We start from the raw sequence: 25090 nt of genomic DNA on the forward strand, positions 1-25090 counted from the left end.
CCTCCCGTATGATCATTTCTCTTCTGTGTCCGGATCGAGCCCAAATTGGGTCAAAATCGTCCGGCTCCGTTCAGTGCTGAGAGTTGCCGGATCGGTCGGCTTGACTGTCATCTGGCTCCGATCAAGGGGGCCGTCGAGCTTGTAGCGCACTGCCCGATGGCCTCACGCCATGCCCTCCGTTCCGAGTGATGTCGCCTCAGCGTTGACCAAGAGAGAAACTGGCCGCTTTCAATCCGCGCGCTGACAGGCCATGATCAAACCGGGTATTTTCTTTGTGATAGTGTACGCGTGAAAAGCGCGCAAGGATCGCTGTGAGGTATTCTGCCGCGCACGCGCTCGCGAATTCCGATCCGACGCATCGCGTGGGTCCCCACCCGAATCCAAGATGCATGGGCTGCCGATTTTCGTCAAACACATCTGCATTGGTGAACACTTTTTCGTCACGGTTCGCGGCGCCAACGTGCAGATATACGTGCGCACCCTTTCGAACCAAGTAGTCACCAATTCGAGAATCATCGAGCGCTACGCGACCACTTATCTGAACGGGCGAATCGTATCTCAAGGCTTCAGCGACGAGCGAAGCGAGATTGGGGAGTAACGATTTGTCGAAGCCTCCTTCTCTGGTCGAAAGATACCATAGGCAGTTGTAGAGTAGATATGAAACACTTTCGTGAGCGGCCACGTAGAGAAGGGCTAGGTCGGCTAGTATCTCTCCGTCGTTTGAGCGCGACAAACCGCGCGCCGTCGCCAGCCAGTCTGCTAAGCGATCGATTGCTTCCATGGCGGCAAGCAGATGTTCTCTCCCGGGCCGTTTCCCGTCGAAGAAGTATGTGGCAGTCACCGCGTCCTCGGTTACATACGCTGGGACCTCTGCACTTTGTAACACGAGGAGATTGGCACACTGAGCCGCAAACGGTCGCAAAGAGGTCAGGAAAACTTCGGCCGGTTCGTCAACGGGAAGAAGGTTAATCGATTTCGAGGCCACCTCTCGGATGCGATCGAGGCCGAGATCATGCCTCGCGTGGCCGGCGACTTCCAGGAGCCGCTGACGGCGTGCCACATAAGAGGAGCCTGCTGGCAAAAAAATGGACATCGCCTGCATGACTTCGTATCCCAATTTGGCTTGCCTGCTGCCGCGAAACAGATCGGATGGCAACGACAGACTTCTGCGCCCAAACTCGTCGATGCGTCGGGCAACGTCCTTGCAAATTTCGTAGCCGACAACAACGTGTCCATCAAGATATTTATCGAAAAACACGCCTTGTCCGTCGTCGAATGAGTGTAGTGTCTCGTAATAGATCCGTGAGTCGTAGAAGCCATTCTTTAGCGCCGTCAAAATGGTTTTCTCTTGCACATTGTCTCCTCAGATTCGGATCTGGCATTCCTCATCGAACGACTCTTCAATCGTATCGAACTTTGACGCGTTACGACAAACTCCCCTTCGAAGCGCTTGCTTGTGCCTTGGGGCCGCTAGTAAGAATGTGAACTTGGTGACCGTTGGCGATAACCAAGAAACAGCCAATGTTACTGTTTATTTGGCGTTGCGCAGTCATATTGTCACTCCGCGCTGCGCTGGACTCCACGCTCGCACTGAAAAATTCTAAAAGTTCCGACAGCGCTAGCTCGAGCGAAGCCGTGAAAAATATTGGCAGGTTCAAACTGTACACCACACGTAAACGCATCAAAGAATGCCTTACCCTGCTCAGGATAGGTGTGCAGCGACACGTGAGACTCGGCGAGGAGCAAAAGAATAGTCACTCCGCTTGGCTGGAATGCATGTCGGATGATACCGAGAACTGAAACACCCTCTGTGGTAGCCGCGTCTGTCAATGCCCGTTCAAGGGACGACAGATCATTCAACACCTCGGGGTTTGTATCCGATATGTCGGCAAAGACGTGGCGACCATAAGCCAAATACGAAAGTCCGTTCATTTAAACCTCAACCCGAATCTTGCCGAGATAGGCTACTGACGCAATCAGCAAGCCGGTAATCACAAGACTGCCACCGACAGGTAAAACCAGCGTCAACAATCCGGCCAAAGCACCAGATAGTGCCTCACTCGTGTTTGCCAGTGTAGAGAACAGACTGAAATTTTTGCCAACGTTCGCGTCGGTAGATAGATTCTGAATGTTGGTCGGCAAAATGACATCGGCAAAGGCACCCACGCCGCCAAGCAAGAAACATCCTGCAAAAATTGTTGGCATAGTGACCACACACGCTGGCAGGATTGCGAGTACAAAGCCATACATGCTCCAGTAAAGCATCAGATTGCGCGTATCGAACCGCAGTATCACTCTGCTACACACAACGGCGCCGGTCAGTGCACCAAAGGCGATGGAACTCATTGCATACCCGACTATGCTGTCTGAGTAACCGTTGCCCTTCAATAACGCCGGAATCAGGATACGCAAGGCCGAGCCGATGAATAGGATGCAAAGCGCAGAGTATCCAATCGTGACGAACAATTCACGCTTTTGTAACGCGCCGCGGAAATTTTGTCCAAAGTCGCCGTATAGATTCCGGATCGTCGGTCTCTTCTGGGAGAGAGATGCGCAATCGCGCACACGTGCCGTGATGGCACGCCAGACGCATAGCGTCGACAGCAAATAGGTCGCGGCGTCGATGACCAAAACGAAGCCCGGATTGCCAATCATCGCTAGCATGACGCCCCCGAGTGCCGGGCCGACCAGTCCTCCCATTTCAATGGCCATTTGTGTTGCCCCGTTGGCAGAAGGCAGGTGCTCGGTTTTTACGATCGTCGGAATCGTTGCCTGAAAAGCCGGCTGGAACAGAGTGCGGAACGAGGTCATTGCCATTCCGATCAGACCAAGTGAAACGAGGTCGACACGATCAATAGCGAGTAGCACGCAGAATAGTCCCGTCGTTATGGCACGAGAGAGATCCGCGAATATCATCAATGCGCGACGAGGCAGTCGATCCGATAATGCGCCACCGAGCGGCCCGAGCACCAGATACGGGATGAAGCGAAAGAAATAGACGATGCCTGCGAGCGCCACGTTGTTGTGTGCGGCGTGTAACACCGTGATGACGAATACGAACTCGTGAACACCATCACCAATTTGGGACATGGCATTGCCGACCAGCAAAACCGAGAATTGTCTTTCACGACGGAGCATTCCGATCATATGTCCTCCTCCTATCCCCCTTTTTCTTGCTACGCTGCAGCTAGGGGCATGATCGGATACAGCAGTTCTCGCTTCGAGAACTTCCGCCCCGGGTCCTTGAGTTTGTCAACGACCATCCCGTTCATCAGTAGTTGGTCTGCCGTTGGCATCAGGAAGTACATGATATTGACGTACCAATACCAACCAAGCTTGGTAAGCGAAATGGACGTATCATCTTCAGTGACGAATCCTTCTGTCCGCAGCGCGTCAAATTTGGCGAGCACTTCGGGATGAACTTGGTCCCAGACGACCCGTTGCTTCTCGATCGTTCCGTGATAGGGAAGCCGGAGGACAAGTGGGCGAGCGTAGTCGAGCGACACGTCGTGCTGGCTGACCACACTGGGAAACTCGCCACTGGCGATCTTCTCCTGATAGACCTTTCGGCTATGCGTGTTCGTCGTAACGTGTCCTATAGTCGAACTGATCGCGTTCACGCCGAAACCCAAGAGGTCAAGGTCGTGGTAGCCGTATACGTGTTCGTGATAAACGAATGAATAGGCGCTGCTCACGACGCTGGTAGTTGCCGGCGTCCGAACGTAGCCGTGGCCGTTGTGCGGCATGAATCCGGCGTGTCGCATGAACTGGTCGACGAGGAGGTTCATCCCGAATTTCCGCATCGCCGAGGTCGGCGCCGCCCCCCCATCGGACAGTTTCTTGTGCAACCCAATTTGGGTAACAATGTTGTCGATCGGGTAGATATCAATGTTTGTCGTGCCGAGTGCTATGGCATCCTGGAGGTCGGCGATGAGTTCTTCTTCATCCTGACCGCTCATGCCGTACAGGATATCGAACGTCTGGTAGGGGAAAGTTTCCTTGAGCAGCGTCGCGGCATTTCGGATTTGGTCTAGCGTGGCCGTCAAGTCGAATATTTCACGCCACTTTGGTGAAAACGTCTGCAAGCCGAAGCGTGGGTGAGTAACACCAATTTCTCGCATTGCTGCTGCACGTTCGGGCGTGAGACTCTTGACCTCGACTTCGAACGAGAATTCACGCAGCTGAGAGAGATCGAAGGTCGCGCGAATCAGTTCGCCGATCTCCTTGATTTGGTCGGGGTCTAACAGACTCGGAGTACCGCCGCCGAAGAAGATCGAACTCACCGGAACGTGCTTCAGATCAACCGCCTCGGCCCTCATCCTGATCTCGGAGAGGAGCGCGTGGAAGTACTGATCGATGGTAGAACGATCTGAATATTTTCCGCGGGTAAATGGGCAGAAATTGCAAATCGTGTCACAAAACGGGATGTGAAAATAGAGCGCTCGCGATTGGACGTGTTGTTGCGCGTTATGCCACACACTAGACGATGATATCGCGGACTGTTCCTTTCCTTGGTTGGGAAAGAAAAAGTTGTAGATTGGAAACTGACGATCAAACTTGATTAGCGATGTACCTGCCAGCAGCTTCATGTCGACTCCCGTGTTCGTCAGGAAGGAGGGGCGAGTGCCCCTCCTCTTTCAACGCCGGATTTCGGCTTACCAGAGGCCCATCTTCACCGGCATGGCTTGGACGTCTTGAGTTTCGAAGTAGCTGAGTACGTCTTCCATTCTGGACTCCAAAATAACAGAGCAGGATTCCCCCTGCGAGGATGCCAGATCAATTCCGGCATTCGATACCAGACCCGCTTCACTCAAAGCGGATTCTGCGTGACCTAGCTTGACATTGCCGTGTTGTTTCGGCGTGGCAAGACGCCGCTGAATCGCGTCAATTGGCAAGCTGATTTGTCTTGATGTGCGTGAAAGGACATGATTGTTAAGCGTGATTTAACTTTAGTACTGTTGCCCGTAACTGTAAATTGAATTGCGTGATTTTAGGAGTTGTCCGAAAGATAAATCTATCGTACGTTTATAGTTTTGGATAAAAAATATGTAATGAAATTGTATGGTTATACAGATGGCATTATTTGATGCAGTCTCGTTGGCCCACCGCAGATCAGGAGACGGCCCGGTAACGTGTTCGCGCTATTTTTAGCACGCGCTAAAAATAGCGCGCGGGAGTCGCAACCGACGACATGGAATGCCTGCTTTTGCGCTGGCAGCCGCTCGTGCCTACCTGCGATGGTCTGGCAGTCGTTCACCGGATGCCTATTCGCGCGAGCAATGATTCTCAGCCTCCCGTATTCGGGATTGGTTGAAAAGGTGTCGTTCAGACGAGCGCATCGTTTCTTCCGGATAACGCCGGATTCCCCACGTGGTGAAATCTGAATTGAAAAATCTCCTGATGGGCAGCGGCAGGGGTGATAACCAGTTGGCATACTTACATTCATTATCTTGACATCGATCCGTCCTGATCTAGGCTGACTGAGCCGGGTATTCACTCACCCGGTTTTCGGCCGATGATGCCGGCTAACACTGAGTGGCGGAATCGGAAAATCAGTATCTTGATATAAATCAACATTAATGCTGGTTTGATTAATGTCCGGATGCCGCGCTGCCTGCTGTCAATATTTTCCGTGTCCATATAGTTAGGCATCCTTCTTTTCAAGAAAGAGAGGTAATCATGACACTTTCACCGTTTCTGGAAGCGAACGATCTTCTGGACAGCGCAATCGTTAGCGGACCCAACGCCCTGTTCACCCAATACGCGTCACGAGACGACCAACCCGGCGACGTCAGTCACTTTCCGCCTTCTGAGGGAGAGCGCCATGAATGATCGTGCGAGAACGCGAGCCCCGTTCAAGTCCACATCACCCCGCGCCACCGTTCCGTCGGACACCATCCAGTCGTGGGTGAAAAGTCACACGGATACCTTCAACAACTGTCTCGGTCCGCATCAGTTCCAGATTCACAGCCCGATTTCGGGATGGTTGTGCGAAGGCATGGAGGAAATCCGGCGCTACCTGAAAGCGGGGCTCCCGTGGCCCCCCCGCCCCGGTCGTGACGTTCACTTTGACCTCCCATCGATAGGAGTAGGCAATGCCATCCGGTGCACTCGCCAGTACAGGATTCCTTACGGGTCCCGGAGACAACCTTGCTGCAATCGACGTGTACAGCGGCACGGCGGGCGGGATCATCAACTCGATCCAGAGCCTCGCCGCGAAGTACGACGTCAACCTTATCGGGATGCTGCGCTCGGGCGCCGCGGCGGCGAAGCTGCTCCCACTGGTTCAGGGTGTGGCCAACGGCCAGCTTCTCATGAACCCGCAGAACGCGATCGCGCGGATCCTGTCGGCGTCGAACACGCTGGTGCAGGCCACTTCAGGCGGCTCCGTCAACAGTGCATTTTCCGCACTCTCCTCTTCGATCCAGGCAAGCATTGGCACAGCGGCCCAGATGGTCGGAAGTGTGGAGGCGAGCGTGGGCAGCGTCGTGAGCGGCATCACCAATGGCGCAATCGGTGACATCCAGAGTCTGGGCAAACTCATCAACAGTTTCTCCGGATCGTCGCCGTTCATGCTGATCGACAACCAGGCGCTCGGCGGCGTAGCTGCGGGCGTGATCAACCAGTGTGCGAGTCTTGGAGTGTCGGGTGTCTTTGAATCGATGGTTAGCCAGATCACCAGTCCGACCGTCCTTTCAGCGATCGTCAAGCAGACACTTCCGGGTCTTGTACGCACGGGCGACCTCGCGAGTCTCAGGATCCTTGCGGCCGTGGCCAGCGCAGCGGGTATCTCGTCCCTGAATCCCTCCGCGATCTCGCAGTTCGTACAGACCTACAGCCGTACAGCGTACGGCTGTATCAACCAGGCGACACCCGCGCTGGACTCGTCGACATTCACGCAAATGCTGGCCGTCTTCGATGCCGCGGCCCCCTCCTGGAATTTCTGCACCCGCGCGAGTCAGGGCGTCAATGACAGCGCTATCGATCTCTCGTCAATCGTTGGCGGCACGAGTGATTTCACGAGCGCCCTCGCGGCCGGTGTCGCAAACACCACCGACGCCGACACCCAGCTCTACGGGATCGCTGTAACCTGTTCTGCGACGGACGTGGATTCGTTGCTTAAAAGCATGTACCCCAATTCGTACATTGATCCTGCGTTGCGCACAGGCGGTATGGCTGTTGATCCGTCCCAGGTCGACACTGCATCAGGCGTGAGCGCCGCCACGAGTACGACTGCAATCCAGTTGAGCCACGTGAGCAATACCGCCACCACCCAGTCCAGCGACCCGAGCTCTGCGCAGTCAGTTCCACCGCGAGCTACAGATCAGCTTCTGGTACTCCACCGCTACATACCCCTTTTTTTCCATACATTGCCTCATGAGTTCCTGGGATCCCACCCGTGCGTACCAGCTGGCCAGTTGCTCCAGGTCTCGATTCGACATGCCCGGCTTGACAATCTCGCTTGTGTCGCAGCCACCACCGCTGTTTATGGGCTGTGCACAAACGCAGGCAATTTCATCAGCCACCAGTGCTTTCAGGCTGCGTGGGTTCTGCGGATCAGGCCAATGCCAGCGTGTTCGTGGATCGAGGACACGCACCCCCGAGAAGCAGAACGTCGGGTCTTCTGCATCATTCAGCCTGTCAAAAAGTCTCAACGTCAACCACCAGCAAGCCCCCAGCACGCAAAATGCAACAAGCATGCGCACCACAACGACACGCCCCTTCATGCTCAACGCCCCTTTGCTTTCGCCCCATGCAGCACCTGGTCTGGCAGGGCGACGGCTTTGGGGCCTTGGAGAGGACGTAACCAACGAAGTTTCACGGTAGCGCATCAAGCTTGACCGTTATCAATCTCCATACGCCACTGTCATCACGCGCAGGTAAGCGCTCTCCGGCACACGGCTTTTTTTTCGACTAGTGGCGGCCACTTTCGCTATGTACCAGGCCGTTGTCGACGCGCAAACTGCACGTGACATAGATGATAGTCAATTGGCTGACACACGATCAGCAGGGACCGTGCCTTGCAACGTCAGTGAGATTTGCCGGCGAAGCAAGTGCGGTTCTTTGCATCCACCCGTTAGGAACGCCAGCTTGTCAGCAGACGAAACGTTACTTGCGCCGTTGGAAATTCTCGAGTTGACGACGGTTCTCATTCGTCACTACGAGATCCATCGTGGTCTATGGACACTGACTGTCAAATTCCACAGTAGCGTAACAATCTGAATTTCACACATGGCGGTGACGTGCGGGCACTTCCGTCTGCGATCATTGCAGTACGGGCAATCGTCCTGCAAAGCGTTGAAATCCCCGATGCGCTGACCGTTGACGCGAGCGCTGTAAACCCTCCCCGACACACTCCGTGACCCGAGAAGATGAAAAACTATCCCGCCACACACTTTGTTTTTCGCCATTATGGCCTTCTCCGGCACGGTGCCAGCCTTTGCTGCAGCACCAGACACTGTTCCAGTACTCAACGCGGCTCCAGGCAAGTCCATATGCCAGTTCGCTGCGGGGGCCACTGGCGTGGGTAGGGGTGCCCTCAAGAAACGGATCTTTTCGTACGCTACCAGTCACACCTTCCTGTTTGGCCTGTCCAGTGGTCATGTCATCGATGGCTGTCGTGGCGGCAACGGCACACCCTGGCTCAACCATGCCTGCGCGGCAACCTGCGAAGCCGTTGAAGAATCGGGCCGCGTGTATATCGAAGCAACGAGGCTCTTCCAGCCCGGCGAGGAGTGTTCATCGACTACGCGCGAGAGGTTCCGCCGAAAGGCACGACAGGGTCGCTCCTGAAGTACGCGGCCGCAGTGGCGCCAAGCGTTGCATCGACCGGTTGAATCCGCCGTCGACTACGGAAGTTCGGGATCCCGGCGCCTTACCAACGCGGTTTGTCGACCTCTGACTTTCGGCCATGAACAGTCATTAAAAGAGAAAATCTGAGCGTCCCATATCGGCTAAATCTCGGTCGGTCGTGGCGGCCTGGCCGGAGGGCCGCTCTCAGCGCGAAGACCAACTCGATGGCGGCGAGAGCTGACGTTCGTCGACGCCGGTTTGCGAATGTCACCACCGGAACTGCGGGTCCGGCAGCATTCTGAACCTAAGCGGCCCTGAAGAAGGTTGTCCTGCGACAGCAACGCCGGCACAAGTCCGCCGGTTTTGTCCCAAGAGAAGCGCGCCGAAGAGCGGCGGCACGAATCTCGATGTAGCATGGTTTCGCGCGCCCCGCACCAGCTTCGCTGGTGTGAAGGCATACTTGGCTCAGTCGATCGTTCAATAACATTATTACCTCGCGCTTCGTTGTGGTCGCGATCTACCTCATGGGATGACGCTGGACGGTTTTGGCGGGTGAACAGGTGGCCGGAACGGAACCACCGTTCTTAGTCGAGTGCCGACACTAAAATCGCGTAGCCACACGCAGGACGACGCCGCGCGGCCATGCGGTATTTGTCGCGGAAACGGCGTACAGACCTTTTAGCGTGATGATCCACGGACGCGCGTGAGCGACGAAGCTATACGAGATCAGCGGTCCGATCGCAACGCCGTCCGAACGCGCACCGCCATCAGGCACGTTGATGCCGGCTATCTTGTCGTCCTCAATCTGCTTGAATGCTGTGCCGGTGAATCCGAATTGCCAATGGCCCATGCGCTGGGTGATGGCGAAATCCACGTTGAGGAGGCGGCCGGTCTGGTAATGCGTCGAATGATTTTGCGTGTAGTTGTTGAACCAGATGCGCATGCTGAACTCAGTCGCGTCTCCCAGGCGCTCCCCGAGCAGGCTACGCACGTTATAGGTTAAGGCAATGTTCGGCGCGAAATCATAGAAGTTCGCGCTATTGTTGACGACGCGGTTCGGATCATACGTGCCCGTCGGAAACATGATCCCCAGTCCAGCCTGAACTGCGAGACCAAACGGAATGCGACTCACCTGGTTACGCGCGGAGTCAAATTCTTTTGAAGGGAAAAAGCGACTCCAGACGAACACGTCGGCATAACTGTCGTCGAGACCCGCTTTCGAGCAAAAGCGCGGCTGCTGTTCTAGCTGGAAGCAGCTATGCCCATAGGCAAGTGAGACGGAGGACGCGATGCTTCCGCCGAATAGATGCAGGTCATACACCCACAACACTGCGACACCGGCATCGAGGCTATGTCCGGACGCAGGGGTCGCACCCCGGCTCGTGGAGAACGAGAAGAAATTGATGGGAACGACGACCGCGGCGGCATAAACACCTGGTGGAGGAAGCAGCGCCTGTTGTATGTCCGTTCCACCAATTGGCCCGGCCGGGCGAATCGCCTCTGCAGCCGGACAGGTCACGCCGTAGGTCGAGATCCATGCAACGAAAACAAAGGTCGGCACGGCGCATAAAAATCGCATTGACAAAGGTGTGCTCCTCGTCGCGAAGCGTCGCGTTGAGCATTCAGTATTCAAACCAGTTTAGAAAAATGCAAGCCAGACGTTAGTTACGCATTTCAACCGTGCACCACGGTAGGTCGTATTGACAGCGTTTGCGCAATTTCACGCGACTACATCCGAGGCAATTCGAAAACATATGATTTTTCCTATCAGTTCCCGGTTTGATGTACTAACGTGATTGAAAGCATGCGGAGACCTTTCCGAAGGGCAGGCAGGACATGATGAATAGCAACCGCAAGAACGCGGCGCTCGGTGCGCATGTGCGCCGTCTTTGTTCAAGTGGCCTGAACCCCAAAGTTGTGATTCCGCCGGTCGTAGCCGCGCTGCGCGAACTTGTGCGCGCCGAATGGGGCTTCTTTTATTTCGCCGACGCCCAATTCGAACTCAGTGACGTCTACAGCGAGAATCCGGCGTTCTTCGACGTCCTGCCGCAATATTTAGCGGAGATCCATAATTCGCCGGCGCAGGACGTCCTCGGCGTGCGCTTCAGCGACGCAATGCGCCGAGGCCGCGGATACGGCAATACGGATTGGTATGGCCATGCTGTCTTCGAAGGCGCGGGCTATGAGTACATCATGCGCCCGCTCGGCATCCGCCACGCGTTGGAGCAAACCGCGTCGTATAACGGCAGGGGTTGGGGCGCCATTCAGTTACAGCGCCCGCCCGGAAGCCGTCCGTTCTCCGAGCATGACGAAGCAACGCTCGCGATCTTCCGCACCCATCTCGCGCACGCACTGACTGCGCCAGACACGCCGGTAACGGACTACGCTGCGAGCGGATCATCGGGTGTCCTTGTTACCGACGCGACAGGCAAGCTGCTGCTTGCGAGCCCCGAGGCGCTTCAGTGCGTCGCCCTCGCGAACGGCGGACCACCTGGCTTTTGTGGACGAGAACAAGTACCGCTCTGGCTGCGGGCACTGATCGCCAACTTCGTTGCACTTTGGAATGGGCAGGACAGGCCACCTTGCCTGATGGTACGGCGCAATTCGACGGGCCTGTTCCGCATCCGCGCGTATTGCTTCGATGAGCATGCATCGAATGGCGATCTCCCTACGATCGCGGTTCATGTCGAGCATTATCCGCCGCTTGCGTTGCAGGTCGAAACGCTTGGTTTCCGGTTCGGGCTAAGCGAACGTCAGAGAGATCTTTGCGGCGACCTTCTCGAGGGCCTGACTTACGCGGAGGTCTCGCGACGCAGGGCGATCCGCGAAAGCACGGTTGTCACCCATGCTCGCGAGATGTTCCGCAAACTCGAGATCCACGACCGCGCGGCACTCCACACGCGCTTCCCGTCGCTTGGGGATTCAGTGTTGGCCGAATAGCTTGTGACAATTCGCTCGGGGATATTTTTCGTCGACTGGACCGGCAGAATCGTGAGGCTGGATGCCGGCAGCGCGCGTCTGCTCGCCCTCGCCGACCGCGGAACCGAGGATGGCGCGACGGCGACCTCGTTGCCTGATTGGCTCGCACCGATTCTGCACGAGCTCGATGGCACTTCTGCGAGACGCCCCATTCCCCCCCAACCGGTCGAGCGCATCACGCCCGCCGGACGCTTCGTGGTGCGCGCCTATCCGCTGAAAGGCCTGCGCCCGACCCGCGAAACCGCCCTTATCTCCGTCTGCATCGATCACTATGAGAACGGTGCCGATGCGATCGATGCGATCGCATCACAGTACGGGCTGAGCGCACGCCAGCGGCGCGTGTGTATCGAAATTCTGAACGGCGCATCGTATGCGGAAATCGGTCGCGTGCTGGGTATCAAGGAAAGCACCGTGATCGATCACGCGCGCCGGATCTACGAGAAACTCGGCATCCATTCGCGTAACGCGCTCAGAAGAAAACTCTCGTAGCGTCATCTTTTCGTTTCCGCATGGCCGTTCGCATGGATATCCCCTGCGCAGGGGGGCCGAGCTATCGCGCACGCAGATAAGCTTGGCTCACGACTCGCACAAGTCGAAGCCAGTGAAGAGGACTGGCAAGGCGAGAAATGAATGAGGCGGACATCGTGAACGCAAGCAAAACGATGCAGGCCGTCGCGTGCGCCTGTCTGACGTGCGCTTCGCTGACGGTATGTGCCATGCATGCGGCAGAGGATGACGACATGCTGAGCGGTTCGTACGGGCCATACGTATTGCGGCCGCTGCCGTTTCCCTCAGTCAGTTTTCATCCATCCGGGCCTGCCGACCGAGAGGCATCGCCCGGCATCGTAGATAGCGCGCTCGCGTTGTGCATGCCCGATCTGTATTGCTCCCTCGCGCCAGACCCCGCATCCCGCGACGATGCTGCGTTCCAGCTTGCCCGGATACGCTGGCGGCCCCATGCAGAGCGATTGCGCTGAGAACGTTGTATCGAACGCTTCATCGCCGGTGGGCTTTGGACCTCTTTACTGCACCGCAAGGCCAATCGAACAGGCGCCCGCTTGCGGGCATCGATGACTGCGTTGTGGCCGTGCATCAGACCGCCGGCTAAGGAGAAGATATGGCCGCTGGACTACGTCGGCAATTATCGCTGTTCGGGGGCACGGCTTTGGCTGTCGGAATGGTCGTCGGGTCTGGCATCTTCGGTTTACCGGGCCTTGCGCTTCGGCTTGTTTCGCCGCAAGCCGCAGCGTTCGGATGGCTGGCGTGCGCGATCGCCTGCCTTCCGCTGGTGTGGATATTCGCTATTCTCGGCACGCGTGACGCCTCTGCTGCCGGCGTTTCGCGTTACGCGGAGGCAGCACTCGGAAAACGTGCGGAGTTCGCCGTCGCGGCCCTCATGTGCGGCACCTTTCCGCTTACCGTTCCCGCCCAGTCGATTATCGGCGCAAGTTATGCGCTTGTGGCCTTCGGGCTTCGTCCGGGCGCGCTCGTTCCCGTGTCGGCATCGATTCTGTTCATTGCGTTGGCATTCAATCTGTCCGGGATTCGCACGACTGCATTCGTCAATTCACTTTCGTTGATATTCATCGTCGCTGCCGTACTCGTGCTGAGCGTGTTGAGGCGCGCCGATCTCGACGCCGGCATAGCGTTGTGGACGCGTCCGGACTGGGCGGGCATGACGCTGTCACAGGTATGGAAAGCAAGCGCTTTGCTTTTCTGGGCATTCATTGGCTGGGAGAACGTCTCGTTCGGTCTCGAAGAGTTCCGCGAACCGCAGCGAACGATCAAGCGCGTTTATCTGCTCAGCTATCTCGTGGTGGTGGTGCTGTATTTCCTGCTGGCAGGGACCATAAACGGCGCATCGGTTGAAGGTGCGTCCGTGAACACGACGGACGGCATCGCCATACTCATTCCGTCACGCTGGCAACCGGCTTTCGCACTCATGACGCTTGCGATCATTCAGGCGACAGCCAACGCGTGGGTTTTCGCTGCCAGTCGTCTTTTCTACGCTGCCGGAAGGAGCGGTCTTCTGCCTGAAGTCTTCGCGCGCGTAGACCGTCAAGGCACTCCGCGCAACGCGATTCTGTTACTGGCCGCTTGCTTTTTGATTGTCCTGGCAGCGTCGACCGTTTTTCAGTTAGATGTACCGGATCTGCTGATCGTCGCCAACCAGAACTTCCTGGTGCTCTATCTGGTGTGTATCTTTGCTTTCTGGAAGACTGGACGCAGAGCACAGCGATGGCTTTTAGCTCCGCTCGCACTGCTGTCCAGCGGTTTCCTCCTTGCCGGCTTCAGCTATACGATTCTTTATCCGATTGCCCTGCTGATACTGGGGATGCTGTGTCAGTTCGTCACAGCGCCATCTCGACACCTTTCTTCGGAGGGGCCGTAGCGAGAGTGTCGGGAAAGTAGTTCACCTGGCCTAATTTTGTTACCTCGCAAACATGACGGACGATATAGCGAGCGCGAACATGTTCTGCGGTCATTGCATGGCAAGGCTATCTTGGCGGCCGTCCGCTCTGCGGTAGCACCGTCAGTTGGCTTAAGGGCCGCAATACGTTGGGTTATGCCTTTTGCGTGAAATGCGCGCTGCAGACGATCGTCGCATCCGACCGTAGGGCGCTGGACGGCCAGATGCGGCCGTTCGCCCGCACGCTCAGATGGCCATTCAAACGGCAGCTCCGTATCAATCAACAGACGTTCGCGCTGGCACCGGGGCGGAAGACTAGTAGACCACGTGTCCTTGAGAAACAGAAGCGTTTCTCCCCCGGGGCTTAGAAGCGTTTCATGGAGGAGGTTGGCCTCCCCGCCAACCCTTCTCGCAGAAGACCGAAACGCTTTTAGGAGGTGTGGCCTGGCGCGTAACCTATCAGCCTCGATCTCACCCGCGCCTGCCACCGATTTTCAGGTGCCAGGCGCTCGTTGACAGCATCGTTTAGTTCGTGTCGTCTACTGGTTTACATCCCGCATCTGGCACGCAATGCTTGTGCCGTTCGAAGTCACCGAGCCAAACAACGATGGGCTCACTTCACCTTCCCCTTCTGCCAGCGCCACAACGAACTGCGCCCGCCTCCCCGCGCCGCCGATCCATCGGGGCTGAGACAAGTCTTCCCTAGAACGCCATCCCTCGGAATACGCCGAGGACATGCTGGACGCGTCCCGCAAAGTGATGGCCAATCCAACACAGGACAATGTCAATCAGCTCTTGTGGGCGGAACAGCTGTTTGCCGTCTACTGCCTGCAAGGACAGCGACAAGCTTCTTTACCGAACCCAGGAAACCGTCCATCAACTCTCACGAGTTATCCAGGCATTCGAAGATCCAACAATCACAGTTGCGAAGCTCTGCCAACGCGCGTAGTGCCGCGTAACCAGAGGGCTGCCAGAACGAACACGACGCGAGCCTACCTGCGGATGGGTGGCGGCGATCCGGCCGCTGCCCCCCACATCTATGACCGCGCGCAGGCTGTTCGGCGCGTCGCGCACCGCGCAAGGCAGAATGCCGACAATCCCCTGAACTTTGCACTAGCATTGAATGGCTCAGAAACGATCTGCTCGATTTGAGACAACGTTCGGTAACTCGTAAGAGGTCGGTGTGTTCTTTACAAGGAATGGCAATGGCTAAAAAATTGATATTTATTGGTGATGACCACACTAAAGACGGATGCATTTTATTTGGCGTGCAAACACTGGGGCAACTCAAGCCCAACAGCTACATCCTCTTGCTGGAAGAAGAGGTGTCCAATGAGCCAATCAGGAAGGACGAATTCGAGGATACTCGCGCTATTATTATTAAAGATAAGATAAATAGCGCGGATGCGCTTGCGTTAGAGAATCTTATGGCCAACGCATATGCGGTCTATGGCTTTGACGGAAAAGGACCGGCGCTCAGTCTCCAAAGGCATGCTTCACAAAAGAAGAACATCACTGATTATGTGAATCATTTCAAAACTTACACTAACATTGAAAAGTTTATTGTTATCGTCGGTGATGGGCATCTGAATCAGAGATGGGTCAAATGGGAGCCTTTGCAAGAGGCAACCTATGGCGACGATATAGAAAACATGTACTCCGCCGCCTTGGTTCTGTATGCGACGTAGCTACAGAACAGCTCTTCCGGGGATTCCAGGCGAAGTAGCCGCTGGCATCCGGCTCGTTTGTAATCGTATTGCCGGTTTTTAGATGTCGCTGCTATCTGCGGGTATGGTGCCCACGACGAGATGACATCGATGAAAACATTCTGCCTGCTGTGTGCCGGTCTTCGGACCTCAGTTCCGGATGAGCTTCTCGCGCAGTTGCGCGCACTCCCAGTCTAAGTGACCAAAACGAACATTAGTGGATGCCTTCAGGTAAGCGGTGCAGAGTGCGTGAGTCCGCTGGACGACGGGCGAACAGTAATCGAGGAACCAGTCAGTTTGGAGATCGAACAATCGATGAAGATCCGCGTCGTCCGTCGGAAAGGGGCGCGCACTCTCTTGCTTGGCGATCACGCGTGAAGCATCTACAAGCTTGGCGCGCTCCAGCCAGTCGCATTCAGCGCTGTTCGAACTCGACCAGATCTGCGCCGATTCGATCAGGTGATCCGCGCGCATCCACACGCCTTCACGTGAGAATGCGAAGAGCTGGCCGACCACAAGGAAGCAGAGCAATTCTGTCCGTGCTTCGTCGTCAAGAGGTCTCAAGATGCGCCCAAGTAGTCTTTTGATGAGTTTTGTCGACAGGATAGTAAGCGATTCTGTTCATGTGGCCCGGCACACCAGGCATCTGTTTAACCGAAGCCAGACTCGGTATCAGTGTAGCTCGGCTGCGCCTCTCGACGACGGGAGTAGTTCGATGAGCGGCCACTCGTGGGCTGTAGTCGTAATGGCCGCTTGGGGTCGTCCACAGTCCGACGGCGGACGCACGGCCGGGTAGCTCACGCGCGACGGGACGACCGGCGGGCTTCCTATGAGCCGTCGTTCGTCTGCATCCGCACTCAGACATTCGGGCGGCTGCTTCGCTCAGTAAGCAACCGTCCCGCGGGCGCAATAGTTAGTTCGGGACAAGGCTGGGTGCGGCTGCCGCAACGTGTCCGATGATTGGTCGGGGTGGCAAGTTCGATCTTGCAATCCGCGAAGCTGCTGGAAACGTGAAGGAAACGATCGGCTCGCCTACCAGTAACGCGCGGTTGGAGGCCAAGACAGGCGAGTTGCGCGGCAAGGCGCGGTAGTGATGCGCGGATGCAACGGATCTCGCGCGCGATGGGCTGTCGGCGCACGGGCTTGCGGTGCTGCCGCGCGCAACTGCAATGGCTTGGTGCCTGGCGTGACGGTGCGGCGGCTTGCTCGGAGAACTGCGTGCGCCGCGTTGAACGCGTACGATGAGGGCGGCGCGAGTGCAATGAACGAGCGGAGCCTGACGTGAACACAACCGATGAGACAGGCAAGCGCGCGTTGCGCTTTGTTGCGGCGCATCCAGCGCGATTCATATTCCAGGTCTGCACCGCATTCCGTAAAAACCAGGGGCTGCTGCTCGCGGGCGCGATCGCCTATTACGCTTTGTTGTCAATCGTGCCGCTGCTCATTCTCGTTGTAATCGCGTTCGGTCACTTCATCGGCGAGCAGTTGCTGTTCGACACGCTCGGACGTCTGCTCGAATGGCTGATACCGGGGCAGTCAAAAACGCTCGTGCGCGAGCTCGCGACCTTTTTCGAGCATCGCTCCGTGGTCGGCTGGTACCTCGTCATCACGATGATCTTTTTCAGTTCGCTTGCGTTCACGGTTCTGGAGAATGCCCTGTCAATCATCTTCGTGCATCGCGTTGAGGTCCGGCGAAGGCACTTCCTGCTGTCGGCAATCCTGCCCTATCTCTTCAGTCTGTCACTAGGTATCGGTGTGCTGCTCGTGACGCTCGTCTCCAGCGGCCTGCGGGCTGTTGCGACCGGTAGCATCGATCTGTTCGGCCATGGGGTGTTACTGACTGGCGTGACCCGCGTCGTGCTATATCTGGGCGGCCTTGCGGGCGAGATATTCGTGCTAACGGCAATCTATTTTGTGATCCCGGCGGGACGCACGACACTACGGCATGCGGTCGTCGGCGCGGTCGCGGCCACCGTTCTGTGGGAAATCACAAGACGCGTGCTGGTTTGGTACTTCGCGAAGCTTTCGCAGGTGAACGTCGTCTATGGGTCGCTGACGACAGCGATCGTTGTGCTGTTCGGCCTCGAAGCGCTCGCGACGCTGATGTTGTTTGGCGCGCAACTGATCGCCGAATACGAGCGCCTCGATATGCGCGGCGACCCTGCAGCCGAGTCGATGGAAACGGGCTGACCAGCGGCGGCGCGTTGAGCATGCTCGTTGTGGCTTCAACCAATCGGCGCGGTGGCACCGGTTTTGGGGTGCCGATGAATTCCGCGAGTATTCGCTGTTGTACCGGCCACACTGCAAAGTGCGGTGCAGCTATGTCAAACGACTCTTAGCAAAACGGCTTTTCCAGGACGGCGGATTGCTCTGAGGAGTGTGAAATAAAGACTGCTTATCCTGTTTCGTTAAGAAACAACCATCGAGAAGATTTTCTCCCGAAAGAGACCCGACCAGACCTTGCGGTCAAGCACAAGCAGGACGAGATGATCTCTGCCCTGCCGGTACAAGGCACCCTCTTCCAGCCGCTGCACGCGCTCGAATGGCTTGCCGCTACCCATGCTCGTTTCGAGGAACAGGGGCCATTCGTCCACGCCCAGACCAAGATCCCTGGCCGGAATCGAATACTTCAGGAAGGAACGTGTAGGTTCAACGTCCCCCCCAATGAAGAATTTGAGGTTTACAGTTCACGATCAGTATTGCTCAGGGTGGTTGACCTAAGCGCGTTTGTTAGTCGCCGACCAGCTACACCCGACGCAAGCGTCCCGACAAATTGTTGCTCGATCGTCATCGCGGGCAGTTGTGCCCTCGGAAGCATGCATTGACGGACTACCAGTCTAAGAAGCTGCTCTGGGTCGGCTCTCGCCGCTCGTCACGCCTTCCGAGGTAACGTTAAGAGTCAGGACTTGCTATGGGTGGACGTCCTGCTATTGCTAACTGTGATGCTGCTGACCTTGCTGTGCATTTTCGCCTAAATGGCGATCTGGGCTGCGAGGTTCATGTTCCTGGGAAAGTTTTCCGATTTCGCCACTGCTCTGTACCATTCCGCGGTCAACTTCATCACGCTGGGCTACGGCGACATTGTCGTGTCAATGCAATGACACATGCGTGGCCCAATCGAAGCTGCCAACGGCATGTGCGGACCTCGGTGATGACGGCTGCGGTCATGGATGTGATCAAGTACCATCATGCCCGGCAGCAGGATGAGTAGCTGCGAAAGCAAGTACACGGCGGGCGCCGGGACGCCAAGCTGGGCCGTACCCGATACTTCGCGCCTCAGGTGGACCAGTGGCCTAAATGTTGGCCAACGTCGTTCGAAAAAAATCCGTGAAGGACCGGAGTTTGCAAGGCAGGCCGCTACCTCCCTGCATGCTGTAGGACCAAGGTCCAATTGACACCGAATCCGCGCATGACATCATCCATTCATCGTCTTTTCGGCCTGCTAGCGGGCATTGTGTCGAGCGGGCGCCATTTCGGTATTATGATTGACCGCGAACTAACACTCTCAGCCAATGCGTTCCAATCGCAGAACGAGGCTGAATGCGTCGACATGGATTGCACTATTGTTGCCGCATTGATTGGTCTTGTCTCTGCACCCTCTTCGGTCCGGGACTTGACGCTTTACAGGGCGCCGCGCAGCGACAGCTGATCGTGGTTTCAACCAGGCGCGAAGGAGAGTGACAATGGTCGAATCAAGAAACGGACTTTGGAAGCGGGCGGGCGCAATGCTGGCTACCGCCGGACTCATGGCGCTATCGAGCGCTGCTTTGGCCACCACCCAGTCGCAGCAGCGCCAACAAGGCAGGAACGTCAACCAGGCTGCCAAACAGCAAGCGCGAGCGGGCAAGGTCGACTGCCGGGCTGCAAACCAGAAGAGTAACTCCCAATGCCGGCAGGACAAACGCAACGCGAAGCAGGAAGGTCGCCAGCAGAAACGGGACATCAAGTATTAGCGCTGGTTGCGTGAGTATCCAGCAGCAGTGTGGTCGGGGCCTTGACGACGAGAAACGGCAACGCGACCGGAAACGTTCCCAGAACAACAAGCAGAAAGATGCCCAGCAGGCCGACAAAATCGCCCTGACGAAATTCGCCCGAGGTGGCAGCGTCGCGGCGGCCGCGAGGCGCACGCGGATCCGCTCAAGGTCGGCATCTTCGACGAGCGATGCCAGTTTCTCGGTCAATGCATCGCGCAACGCCCGTACGGCGACCGCCTTGGTCCTGCTCGCGCTTGACGGTCTGCGCGAGTTGCAGACGCTGCCCCCGATCAGCGAGCGTACGGACGAGATACATCACGGCGCCGGCGAGGCCCCACGCATGATTGCATCCGAGTGCGGCGAAGAACATCTTGTCCCCCTCGTCTTCGCCTGCGGTGACCGCCTTGATGGCGTCGACGAACGTCAGCGCCATGAACAGACCAAAACATATTTCGCAGACACGGTCGACCGTATTGAGAATTGGTTCGCGCCGTTCGGGTTCGACACGACCCGCCGGCATGATAGTGCTCATATGGCCTCGACTCGATGTAGACAACGAGACGTCGCGCTAGCTGCCAACGAGGGATGTTGGTGCGAGCTGTATATGAAAGAGTCGATAGTTCGGTACCCAAGTTTTGATGGACTGGCAGCGCCGGGGGGCAGCGCAAGGGCCCCAATGCCGGCTGGATACTGCCGCACGTCGGCCGCATACGGGAGTGGATGTTCGCAAGCACTTCACGCGTCGCCATATGACCGTTGCGCGTCCTGCGAGTCGCACAGTGTGCTTTCTCCGATCCTGAATTTAGCCAGTAGAGAGAATCCCCGGCAGCCGGCCATTCGACATCGATATGCGAGCTTTCCTATGATTGGACGCGTTTGCGCGTTTCAAACTTGCGATTTCCGCGTCCCGAACGGGGCGCTTTTTTTCCTGCACGCTTCCCCTGAAGACGGAGTCAACCATGCTCCACAATATACTGGCCGCCGCTCCGGCCATGATCCTGTGCCTGCTGTTGCAAGGCGTGGTGGTAGCCATCTGCCTGCGCCGGTACGCGCGCTTCCGGCGCAACGTCAAAAATCAAGACCTGCTATGGGTGGACGTTCTGCTATTGATAAGCGTGATGCTGCTGACCTTGCTCTGCAATTTCGCCCAAATGGCAATCTGGGCTGCGCTGTTCATGTTCCTGGGTGAGTTTTCCGATTTCGCCACTGCTCTGTATCACTCCGCGGTCAATTTCATCACGCTGGGCTACGGCGACATCGTCATGTCCAAGCAATGGCGCATGCTGGGCCCAATCGAAGCTGCCAACGGCATCCTTATGTTCGGAGTCTCGACCTCGGTGATGACGGCTGCGGTCATGGATGTGATTAAGTACCATCATGCCCGGCTGCAACAGGAGTAGCCACGAAAGCAGGCCTCAAGGCAACCGATGACATCAACGTGGCGATTTGTCGTGTCGCCGCGCCCCGAGCACCAGTCGTCAACAGGGCAATCCGACCATGGTCCTATTCAACTGTGTGTGCAGCACGGCTATGCTTGCGCCGATTTTTCGAGTTTGCGGTGCAAGTGCGCCACGCGCAATGCACGCTGCTGGCACATCGGACTCAACCACCATGAGCAGGCGATTCGCTCGCGGATGTCAGCCTGCACGTCCCTTTCGTGCTGACTCGTCACGTTGAGCGTATGAAAATTCCCTGCCCCAGTGCAATAGCTGGCGCGATCCCGTCCGACCGCATAGGCCAGCAGGCGGCCAAATGGCACCGCTCACCTGTGCAGTCGCGCAGTCATGCGCGTGAGGTTCCGCTCGCCTGAGCGGGCCTTCATGCGTGAATGCGTTGGTCAAGCTGTTGACCAGAGCCGTCAGTCGCGCAGTGGACCACCCTCACGACGGTGCCGCTTTGCACGGCGCACAAGCATGTTCATGCTTTCGACGAATGCGGAGAATGCCATTGCCGCGTAGATATAGCCCTTCGGGACGTGCGAGCCGAATCCTTCGGCAATTAACGTCATACCGATCACCAGAAGAAAACTCAGCGCGAGCATCACAATTGTTGGATTGCGGTCGATGAAACGCGACAACGGACCGGCTGAAAACAGCATCGCGGCAACAGCCACGATCACAGCAACATACATGATTGCCACGTGCTCGGTCATCCCGACTGCTGTCACAATGCTATCGATGGAAAACACCAGATCCAGCATCAGGATCTGCGCAATGGCTGCTCGCTCGGTGAGCGCGGAAAGCGCGGCGCCACTCGACTGATCATCCTCATCTCCAGAGACGTTATGGTGGATCTCGCTCGTCGCCTTCCAGACAAGAAAGAGGCCCCCGCTCAGCAGGACAAGATCGCGCCAGGAAAAAGCATGGCCAAACAGCGAGAGTGCAGGCTGCGTCAAACGCGTAATCCATGCCACCGTGCCAAGCAGCGCCAGGCGCATCACGAGGGCAAGGCCGATGCCAATCCGCTGGGCCCTCGGGCGCTGCGTCACCGGCAACTTGTTGGTGAGAATCGAGATGAATACGAGGTTGTCGATGCCGAGCACGACTTCCATGACCACGAGCGTCACAAGTGCAATCCAGGCAGCGGGGTCGGAAACGAGGGTGACGAGGGAGTTCATGGCTACGAGATTCTCCGAAGAACGAGTATCACGTCTTGTTCGGCTGTCTGCTGATTGCAAGGCTCCTTGCACTCGGGGAGCCGACTATTGAGCATCAATTGGGGGAAGCGGTTCGCCACAGTGCCTGCAATACGCTGCATCCACTTCGTGCCCTTCACTATGGCATCGCAGGCAGACGCGGGGATGCCGCCGTGGTTGGCGCGTCGCCGTCGCCACTTCGGCGCCAACCATGGCCGCCGGGAAGGCTATTACGCCATACCCCAGCAGTATGGCCAGCGAAGTGATGAATTGCCCGAGCGGCGTCTTCGGATGAATGTCACCGTAGCCTGTGGTGGTCATCGTAACCACCGCCCAGTACATGCTGACCGGGATGCTGGTGAATCCGTTCGATGGTCCCTCGACAAGATACATGACAGTGCCAAGAACCACGATCAGAATCAGCACGACGCCAAGGAATACCATGATCCTGTGCCGGCTCCTGACGAGTCCGCGCCAGAGAACCTGGGACTCGTTGAAGTAGAGAGGCAGCTTCACGATCCGGAAAATGCGCAGCATGCGCAACAACCTGACGTCGACAAGGACATGGAAGCCTGGCAAGAGTAAGCCAAGATAGGTTGGCAGGATCGACACGAGGTCAATGATGCCGAAGAAGCTCAGCGCGTAACGCAACGGACGCTCCACGCAGAGGAGCCGGACAATGTATTCGGCGGTGAACAGGAGTGTAAAGAACCACTCCAGAAAATCGAGGACCACGAGCTCACGGGCGCGAACAGCCTCAACACTGTCCAGCATAACGACTGCGACGCTGAATATGATTGCCGACAGCATCGCGGCATTGAAGCGGCGTGCGGCATCCGTCTCGGCATCAACCAGGATGGCATACATGCGCCGCCGCCAACCATGATCGGGTCTGCCAAAATCACGTTTAAGTGGGCGAACGACGTTCATGGTCGAGATCAAACCGCTGCGAGTGTGTACGCGACAGGCAACGAAACCGTCGCCACCAGTGCACGTACGAAGTAGCCGATCGCGAGCACAGTCAGCCGGCAGCGGTAATTAGACTTCATGTAGCGAAAAGCATGAAATATTACCGCTTATGGTGATTGCGTCTCGCCGTGCAATGAGTAACCGTGACGTGACTGCCGTCACAAGGTTCTGAATTGCATCTGAAAGCACGTCTCTCGCGCAATACAACAGCGCACCGTCAGCGGCCCATACGCCGGTCGTAGCTTTGCGAAACACGCTGGAGCAATGTGGGGTCTCCCTCGTCGCCCGAGTGGAACTGCACGACTACGCTACCGTCTGCTTGCTGGCGCACGCTCGCAGTCACGGTGGTGCCATCACGTCCACCGACGATGATTCCGCTGGCTGAATCCTGGGTCGTGATGGTTAGTCCTTCGTCGCGCATTGCGCCGGACGCGGCGGCAAAGGACCGGTCGAAACTGGCCGGGATCATGACGACGGTTCCGGCTGGCGCCACGTAGTAAGGGCATCCCGTGAGAAGCACGAAAGAACCAAGGAGGCTGACATTCAGAAGGCGCTTAAGAGCCGTCTGGCCGCCTATCGCTGGACCTTTTCGCATGATGCCCTCGCCGACGGTGCGAGATTGCCGCTTGCCACATGTGAGACTCATTGCATTCTCCCCTCGACGAAGAATGCATCGAGTGGATCTACGTCAATGCTGCGGTTCGCCATCGCCGCGTCGCTTGTACGTCTCATCGGCGCTCTCCCCGAGGGGCGTGCCCCGCGAGCCAGGCTGGTCATCGGGGCTGTGTGATGCGAAGTTGGGGGCTGCGGCTCTACCCCGGCCGTCGGGACCCGGAACGCGAGTAACGCGACACGTCCGGAAAAGGCCGCAACCGGACTCGTGAGGCCGTTGGACCGTGGACGCATCGCAACCTCGATCGAAGTAGCGGACATCCAGATTAGGGCCACTCGATCGACGGTGATATCGGACCTTCGTCCGATAGCCAGGCGCCAGGAAACTGACTCTGAGCCCCGACGCTTTGGGTGACGATCCGTTGCTCAAGCACGATGTATGGAGTGAACGGCCATGCAGGAAAAGAGCCGCCAATCTAGCGCCCAGGAGTGCAGCTACCGTACTGGGAGCTAGATTCCGCACAGCATTGGTTGCACGCCAAGGAAGCCGCCATTCCCAAGTCGACTGTATGTATCACCGGATGGCTCGACGCGGCAATACGCGTGAAGGGTCCCGCCGCCGGATCGCCTCCATCGGGCTTGACGATACTGCGTACGGCACGCACGCGATGCGTCGCACAAAAACGCCATTGATATACCGCCGAACAGGGAAACTTCGCGCGTTGCAGTGACTGCCATGCTCGCCGCACGGAGGTTTGCCGCCATCAGGCGTACGTCTGCTCTTTTCCGGAAACGCGCGCATCATGAGCAATGTACGTGGCCGCGCGCAGACATCTGGACGGTCGAGAGTCGCCGCGGGGCATAGGAGGACACCATGTCTTTCGCACCTATGTTCAGGCCGCCTTCAGCGGTCGCGCGCGGATATTTTCGAGTCGATCGGAACCGGCCACGACAGGCACGGGTCAGCCTGAAGAACACCGGTCGGCGCTCATGGCGGCGGCTGCGCTATCGC

Annotated in this window: 23 protein-coding genes and 1 pseudogene; 13 read left to right on the forward strand and 11 right to left on the reverse strand. The window is 57.2% G+C overall.

Annotation, left to right across the window (positions count from 1 at the left end):
• Positions 1 to 196 precede the first annotated feature (196 nt).
• From U5A65_RS38850 to U5A65_RS38865, 4 genes are all read right to left on the reverse strand, one after another.
• Entirely contained in the window at positions 197 to 1354 is a 1158-nt protein-coding gene (locus U5A65_RS38850) for a cytochrome P450 (protein ID WP_321949534.1), read from the reverse strand.
• Between the two features lie 203 nt (positions 1355 to 1557).
• Positions 1558 to 1932 (reverse strand): adenosylmethionine decarboxylase, encoded by a 375-nt coding sequence (gene speD, locus U5A65_RS38855; RefSeq protein WP_321949535.1) that lies wholly within the window; start codon positions 1930 to 1932, stop codon positions 1558 to 1560.
• Positions 1933 to 3147 carry an MFS transporter gene (locus U5A65_RS38860; RefSeq protein WP_321949536.1) on the reverse strand — a complete coding sequence of 405 codons (1215 nt, stop codon included), beginning with the start codon at positions 3145 to 3147 and terminating at the stop codon, positions 1933 to 1935.
• A gap of 29 nt (positions 3148 to 3176) precedes the next feature.
• Positions 3177 to 4589 carry a coproporphyrinogen-III oxidase family protein gene (locus U5A65_RS38865; RefSeq protein ID WP_321949537.1) on the reverse strand — a complete coding sequence of 471 codons (1413 nt, stop codon included), beginning with the start codon at positions 4587 to 4589 and terminating at the stop codon, positions 3177 to 3179.
• Positions 4590 to 6095: 1506 nt separating this feature from the next.
• Between U5A65_RS38865 and U5A65_RS38870 the strand changes: the two genes are divergently transcribed.
• The gene (locus tag U5A65_RS38870; protein ID WP_321949538.1) at positions 6096 to 7841 is read left to right on the forward strand and encodes a hypothetical protein; all 1746 of its coding nucleotides are present in this window, start codon (positions 6096 to 6098) and stop codon (positions 7839 to 7841) included.
• Positions 7842 to 8412: 571 nt separating this feature from the next.
• Positions 8413 to 8793 (forward strand): SET domain-containing protein-lysine N-methyltransferase, encoded by a 381-nt coding sequence (locus U5A65_RS41055; protein ID WP_415766420.1) that lies wholly within the window; start codon positions 8413 to 8415, stop codon positions 8791 to 8793.
• 601 nt (positions 8794 to 9394) lie between these two features.
• On the opposite strand, the gene U5A65_RS38880 is transcribed toward U5A65_RS41055, so the two are convergent.
• On the reverse strand, positions 9395 to 10372 hold the full coding sequence (locus U5A65_RS38880; protein ID WP_321939956.1) for a transporter: 978 nt from the start codon (positions 10370 to 10372) through the stop codon (positions 9395 to 9397).
• Positions 10373 to 10629: 257 nt separating this feature from the next.
• On the opposite strand from U5A65_RS38880, the gene U5A65_RS38885 reads away from it, so the two are divergent.
• The 5 genes from U5A65_RS38885 (at position 10630) to U5A65_RS38905 (ending at position 15870) form a co-directional block, all read left to right on the forward strand.
• Positions 10630 to 11733, forward strand: a complete 1104-nt coding sequence (locus U5A65_RS38885) for a helix-turn-helix transcriptional regulator (RefSeq protein ID WP_321949539.1) — start codon at positions 10630 to 10632, stop codon at positions 11731 to 11733.
• A gap of 3 nt (positions 11734 to 11736) precedes the next feature.
• Positions 11737 to 12261 (forward strand): helix-turn-helix transcriptional regulator, encoded by a 525-nt coding sequence (locus U5A65_RS38890; protein WP_321939946.1) that lies wholly within the window; start codon positions 11737 to 11739, stop codon positions 12259 to 12261.
• 628 nt (positions 12262 to 12889) lie between these two features.
• Positions 12890 to 14164: an APC family permease gene (locus U5A65_RS38895; RefSeq protein WP_321913424.1), complete on the forward strand. Its 1275-nt coding sequence runs from the start codon at positions 12890 to 12892 to the stop codon at positions 14162 to 14164.
• Positions 14165 to 14917: 753 nt separating this feature from the next.
• Positions 14918 to 15334, forward strand: coding sequence for a hypothetical protein (locus tag U5A65_RS38900; protein ID WP_321939945.1), 417 nt, complete (start codon positions 14918 to 14920; stop codon positions 15332 to 15334).
• 53 nt (positions 15335 to 15387) lie between these two features.
• Entirely contained in the window at positions 15388 to 15870 is a 483-nt protein-coding gene (locus U5A65_RS38905; protein WP_321949540.1) for a hypothetical protein, read from the forward strand.
• 168 nt (positions 15871 to 16038) lie between these two features.
• On the opposite strand, the gene U5A65_RS38910 is transcribed toward U5A65_RS38905, so the two are convergent.
• Positions 16039 to 16452 (reverse strand): hypothetical protein, encoded by a 414-nt coding sequence (locus U5A65_RS38910; protein ID WP_321913426.1) that lies wholly within the window; start codon positions 16450 to 16452, stop codon positions 16039 to 16041.
• Positions 16453 to 17169: 717 nt separating this feature from the next.
• On the opposite strand from U5A65_RS38910, the gene U5A65_RS38915 reads away from it, so the two are divergent.
• Positions 17170 to 18078, forward strand: coding sequence for a YihY/virulence factor BrkB family protein (locus U5A65_RS38915; RefSeq protein ID WP_321949541.1), 909 nt, complete (start codon positions 17170 to 17172; stop codon positions 18076 to 18078).
• Positions 18079 to 18296: 218 nt separating this feature from the next.
• On the opposite strand, the gene U5A65_RS38920 is transcribed toward U5A65_RS38915, so the two are convergent.
• The gene (locus tag U5A65_RS38920) at positions 18297 to 18482 is read right to left on the reverse strand and encodes a hypothetical protein (protein ID WP_321949542.1); all 186 of its coding nucleotides are present in this window, start codon (positions 18480 to 18482) and stop codon (positions 18297 to 18299) included.
• A 405-nt stretch (positions 18483 to 18887) separates the two neighbouring features.
• Between U5A65_RS38920 and U5A65_RS38925 the strand changes: the two genes are divergently transcribed.
• The 3 genes from U5A65_RS38925 (at position 18888) to U5A65_RS38935 (ending at position 19841) form a co-directional block, all read left to right on the forward strand.
• A complete protein-coding gene (locus U5A65_RS38925; protein WP_321913655.1) occupies positions 18888 to 18989 on the forward strand; it encodes an ion channel in 102 nt (33 codons plus the stop codon).
• Positions 18990 to 19297: 308 nt separating this feature from the next.
• On the forward strand, positions 19298 to 19537 hold the full coding sequence (locus tag U5A65_RS38930) for a hypothetical protein (RefSeq protein ID WP_321949543.1): 240 nt from the start codon (positions 19298 to 19300) through the stop codon (positions 19535 to 19537).
• Positions 19538 to 19571: 34 nt separating this feature from the next.
• Entirely contained in the window at positions 19572 to 19841 is a 270-nt protein-coding gene (locus U5A65_RS38935; protein ID WP_321913429.1) for a hypothetical protein, read from the forward strand.
• A 184-nt stretch (positions 19842 to 20025) separates the two neighbouring features.
• On the opposite strand, the gene U5A65_RS38940 is transcribed toward U5A65_RS38935, so the two are convergent.
• Entirely contained in the window at positions 20026 to 20394 is a 369-nt protein-coding gene (locus U5A65_RS38940) for a hypothetical protein (RefSeq protein WP_321949544.1), read from the reverse strand.
• A 427-nt stretch (positions 20395 to 20821) separates the two neighbouring features.
• Here U5A65_RS38940 and U5A65_RS38945 point away from each other — a divergent pair, with 427 nt between their 5' ends.
• Complete coding sequence (locus tag U5A65_RS38945; protein WP_321913430.1) at positions 20822 to 21262, forward strand: potassium channel family protein; 441 nt, start codon at positions 20822 to 20824, stop codon at positions 21260 to 21262.
• Between the two features lie 458 nt (positions 21263 to 21720).
• Here U5A65_RS38945 and U5A65_RS38950 read toward each other — a convergent pair whose 3' ends face one another.
• The 3 genes from U5A65_RS38950 to U5A65_RS38960 form a co-directional block, all read right to left on the reverse strand.
• Entirely contained in the window at positions 21721 to 22479 is a 759-nt protein-coding gene (locus tag U5A65_RS38950) for a TerC family protein (protein WP_321949545.1), read from the reverse strand.
• A gap of 84 nt (positions 22480 to 22563) precedes the next feature.
• On the reverse strand, positions 22564 to 23427 hold the full coding sequence (locus U5A65_RS38955) for an ion transporter (RefSeq protein ID WP_321949546.1): 864 nt from the start codon (positions 23425 to 23427) through the stop codon (positions 22564 to 22566).
• 256 nt (positions 23428 to 23683) lie between these two features.
• Complete coding sequence (locus tag U5A65_RS38960) at positions 23684 to 24112, reverse strand: hypothetical protein (protein ID WP_321939936.1); 429 nt, start codon at positions 24110 to 24112, stop codon at positions 23684 to 23686.
• A 519-nt stretch (positions 24113 to 24631) separates the two neighbouring features.
• Between U5A65_RS38960 and U5A65_RS38965 the strand changes: the two are divergent.
• A pseudogene (locus U5A65_RS38965) lies at positions 24632 to 24809 on the forward strand (integrase); the annotation flags it as partial.
• Between the last annotated feature and the right edge of the window lie 281 nt (positions 24810 to 25090).

This window comes from Paraburkholderia sp. J10-1 (genome assembly GCF_905220165.1).
Classification (GTDB): domain Bacteria; phylum Pseudomonadota; class Gammaproteobacteria; order Burkholderiales; family Burkholderiaceae; genus Paraburkholderia.

Bases quoted from the DNA above. Each gene is read 5' to 3' on its own strand.
- speD (WP_321949535.1), bottom strand. From the start codon at position 1,932: ATGAACGGACTTTCGTATTTGGCTTATGGTCGCCACGTCTTTGCCGAC.
- U5A65_RS38860 (WP_321949536.1), bottom strand. From the start codon at position 3,147: ATGATCGGAATGCTCCGTCGTGAAAGACAATTCTCGGTTTTGCTGGTC.
- U5A65_RS38865 (WP_321949537.1), bottom strand. From the start codon at position 4,589: ATGAAGCTGCTGGCAGGTACATCGCTAATCAAGTTTGATCGTCAGTTT.
- U5A65_RS38870 (WP_321949538.1), top strand. From the start codon at position 6,096: ATGCCATCCGGTGCACTCGCCAGTACAGGATTCCTTACGGGTCCCGGA.
- U5A65_RS41055 (WP_415766420.1), top strand. From the start codon at position 8,413: ATGGCCTTCTCCGGCACGGTGCCAGCCTTTGCTGCAGCACCAGACACT.
- U5A65_RS38880 (WP_321939956.1), bottom strand. From the start codon at position 10,372: ATGCGATTTTTATGCGCCGTGCCGACCTTTGTTTTCGTTGCATGGATC.
- U5A65_RS38885 (WP_321949539.1), top strand. From the start codon at position 10,630: ATGATGAATAGCAACCGCAAGAACGCGGCGCTCGGTGCGCATGTGCGC.
- U5A65_RS38895 (WP_321913424.1), top strand. From the start codon at position 12,890: ATGGCCGCTGGACTACGTCGGCAATTATCGCTGTTCGGGGGCACGGCT.
- U5A65_RS38900 (WP_321939945.1), top strand. From the start codon at position 14,918: ATGCTGGACGCGTCCCGCAAAGTGATGGCCAATCCAACACAGGACAAT.
- U5A65_RS38905 (WP_321949540.1), top strand. From the start codon at position 15,388: ATGGCTAAAAAATTGATATTTATTGGTGATGACCACACTAAAGACGGA.
- U5A65_RS38925 (WP_321913655.1), top strand. From the start codon at position 18,888: ATGTTCCTGGGAAAGTTTTCCGATTTCGCCACTGCTCTGTACCATTCC.
- U5A65_RS38930 (WP_321949543.1), top strand. From the start codon at position 19,298: ATGACATCATCCATTCATCGTCTTTTCGGCCTGCTAGCGGGCATTGTG.
- U5A65_RS38935 (WP_321913429.1), top strand. From the start codon at position 19,572: ATGGTCGAATCAAGAAACGGACTTTGGAAGCGGGCGGGCGCAATGCTG.
- U5A65_RS38940 (WP_321949544.1), bottom strand. From the start codon at position 20,394: ATGAGCACTATCATGCCGGCGGGTCGTGTCGAACCCGAACGGCGCGAA.
- U5A65_RS38945 (WP_321913430.1), top strand. From the start codon at position 20,822: ATGCTCCACAATATACTGGCCGCCGCTCCGGCCATGATCCTGTGCCTG.
- U5A65_RS38950 (WP_321949545.1), bottom strand. From the start codon at position 22,479: ATGAACTCCCTCGTCACCCTCGTTTCCGACCCCGCTGCCTGGATTGCA.
- U5A65_RS38955 (WP_321949546.1), bottom strand. From the start codon at position 23,427: ATGAACGTCGTTCGCCCACTTAAACGTGATTTTGGCAGACCCGATCAT.
- U5A65_RS38960 (WP_321939936.1), bottom strand. From the start codon at position 24,112: ATGAGTCTCACATGTGGCAAGCGGCAATCTCGCACCGTCGGCGAGGGC.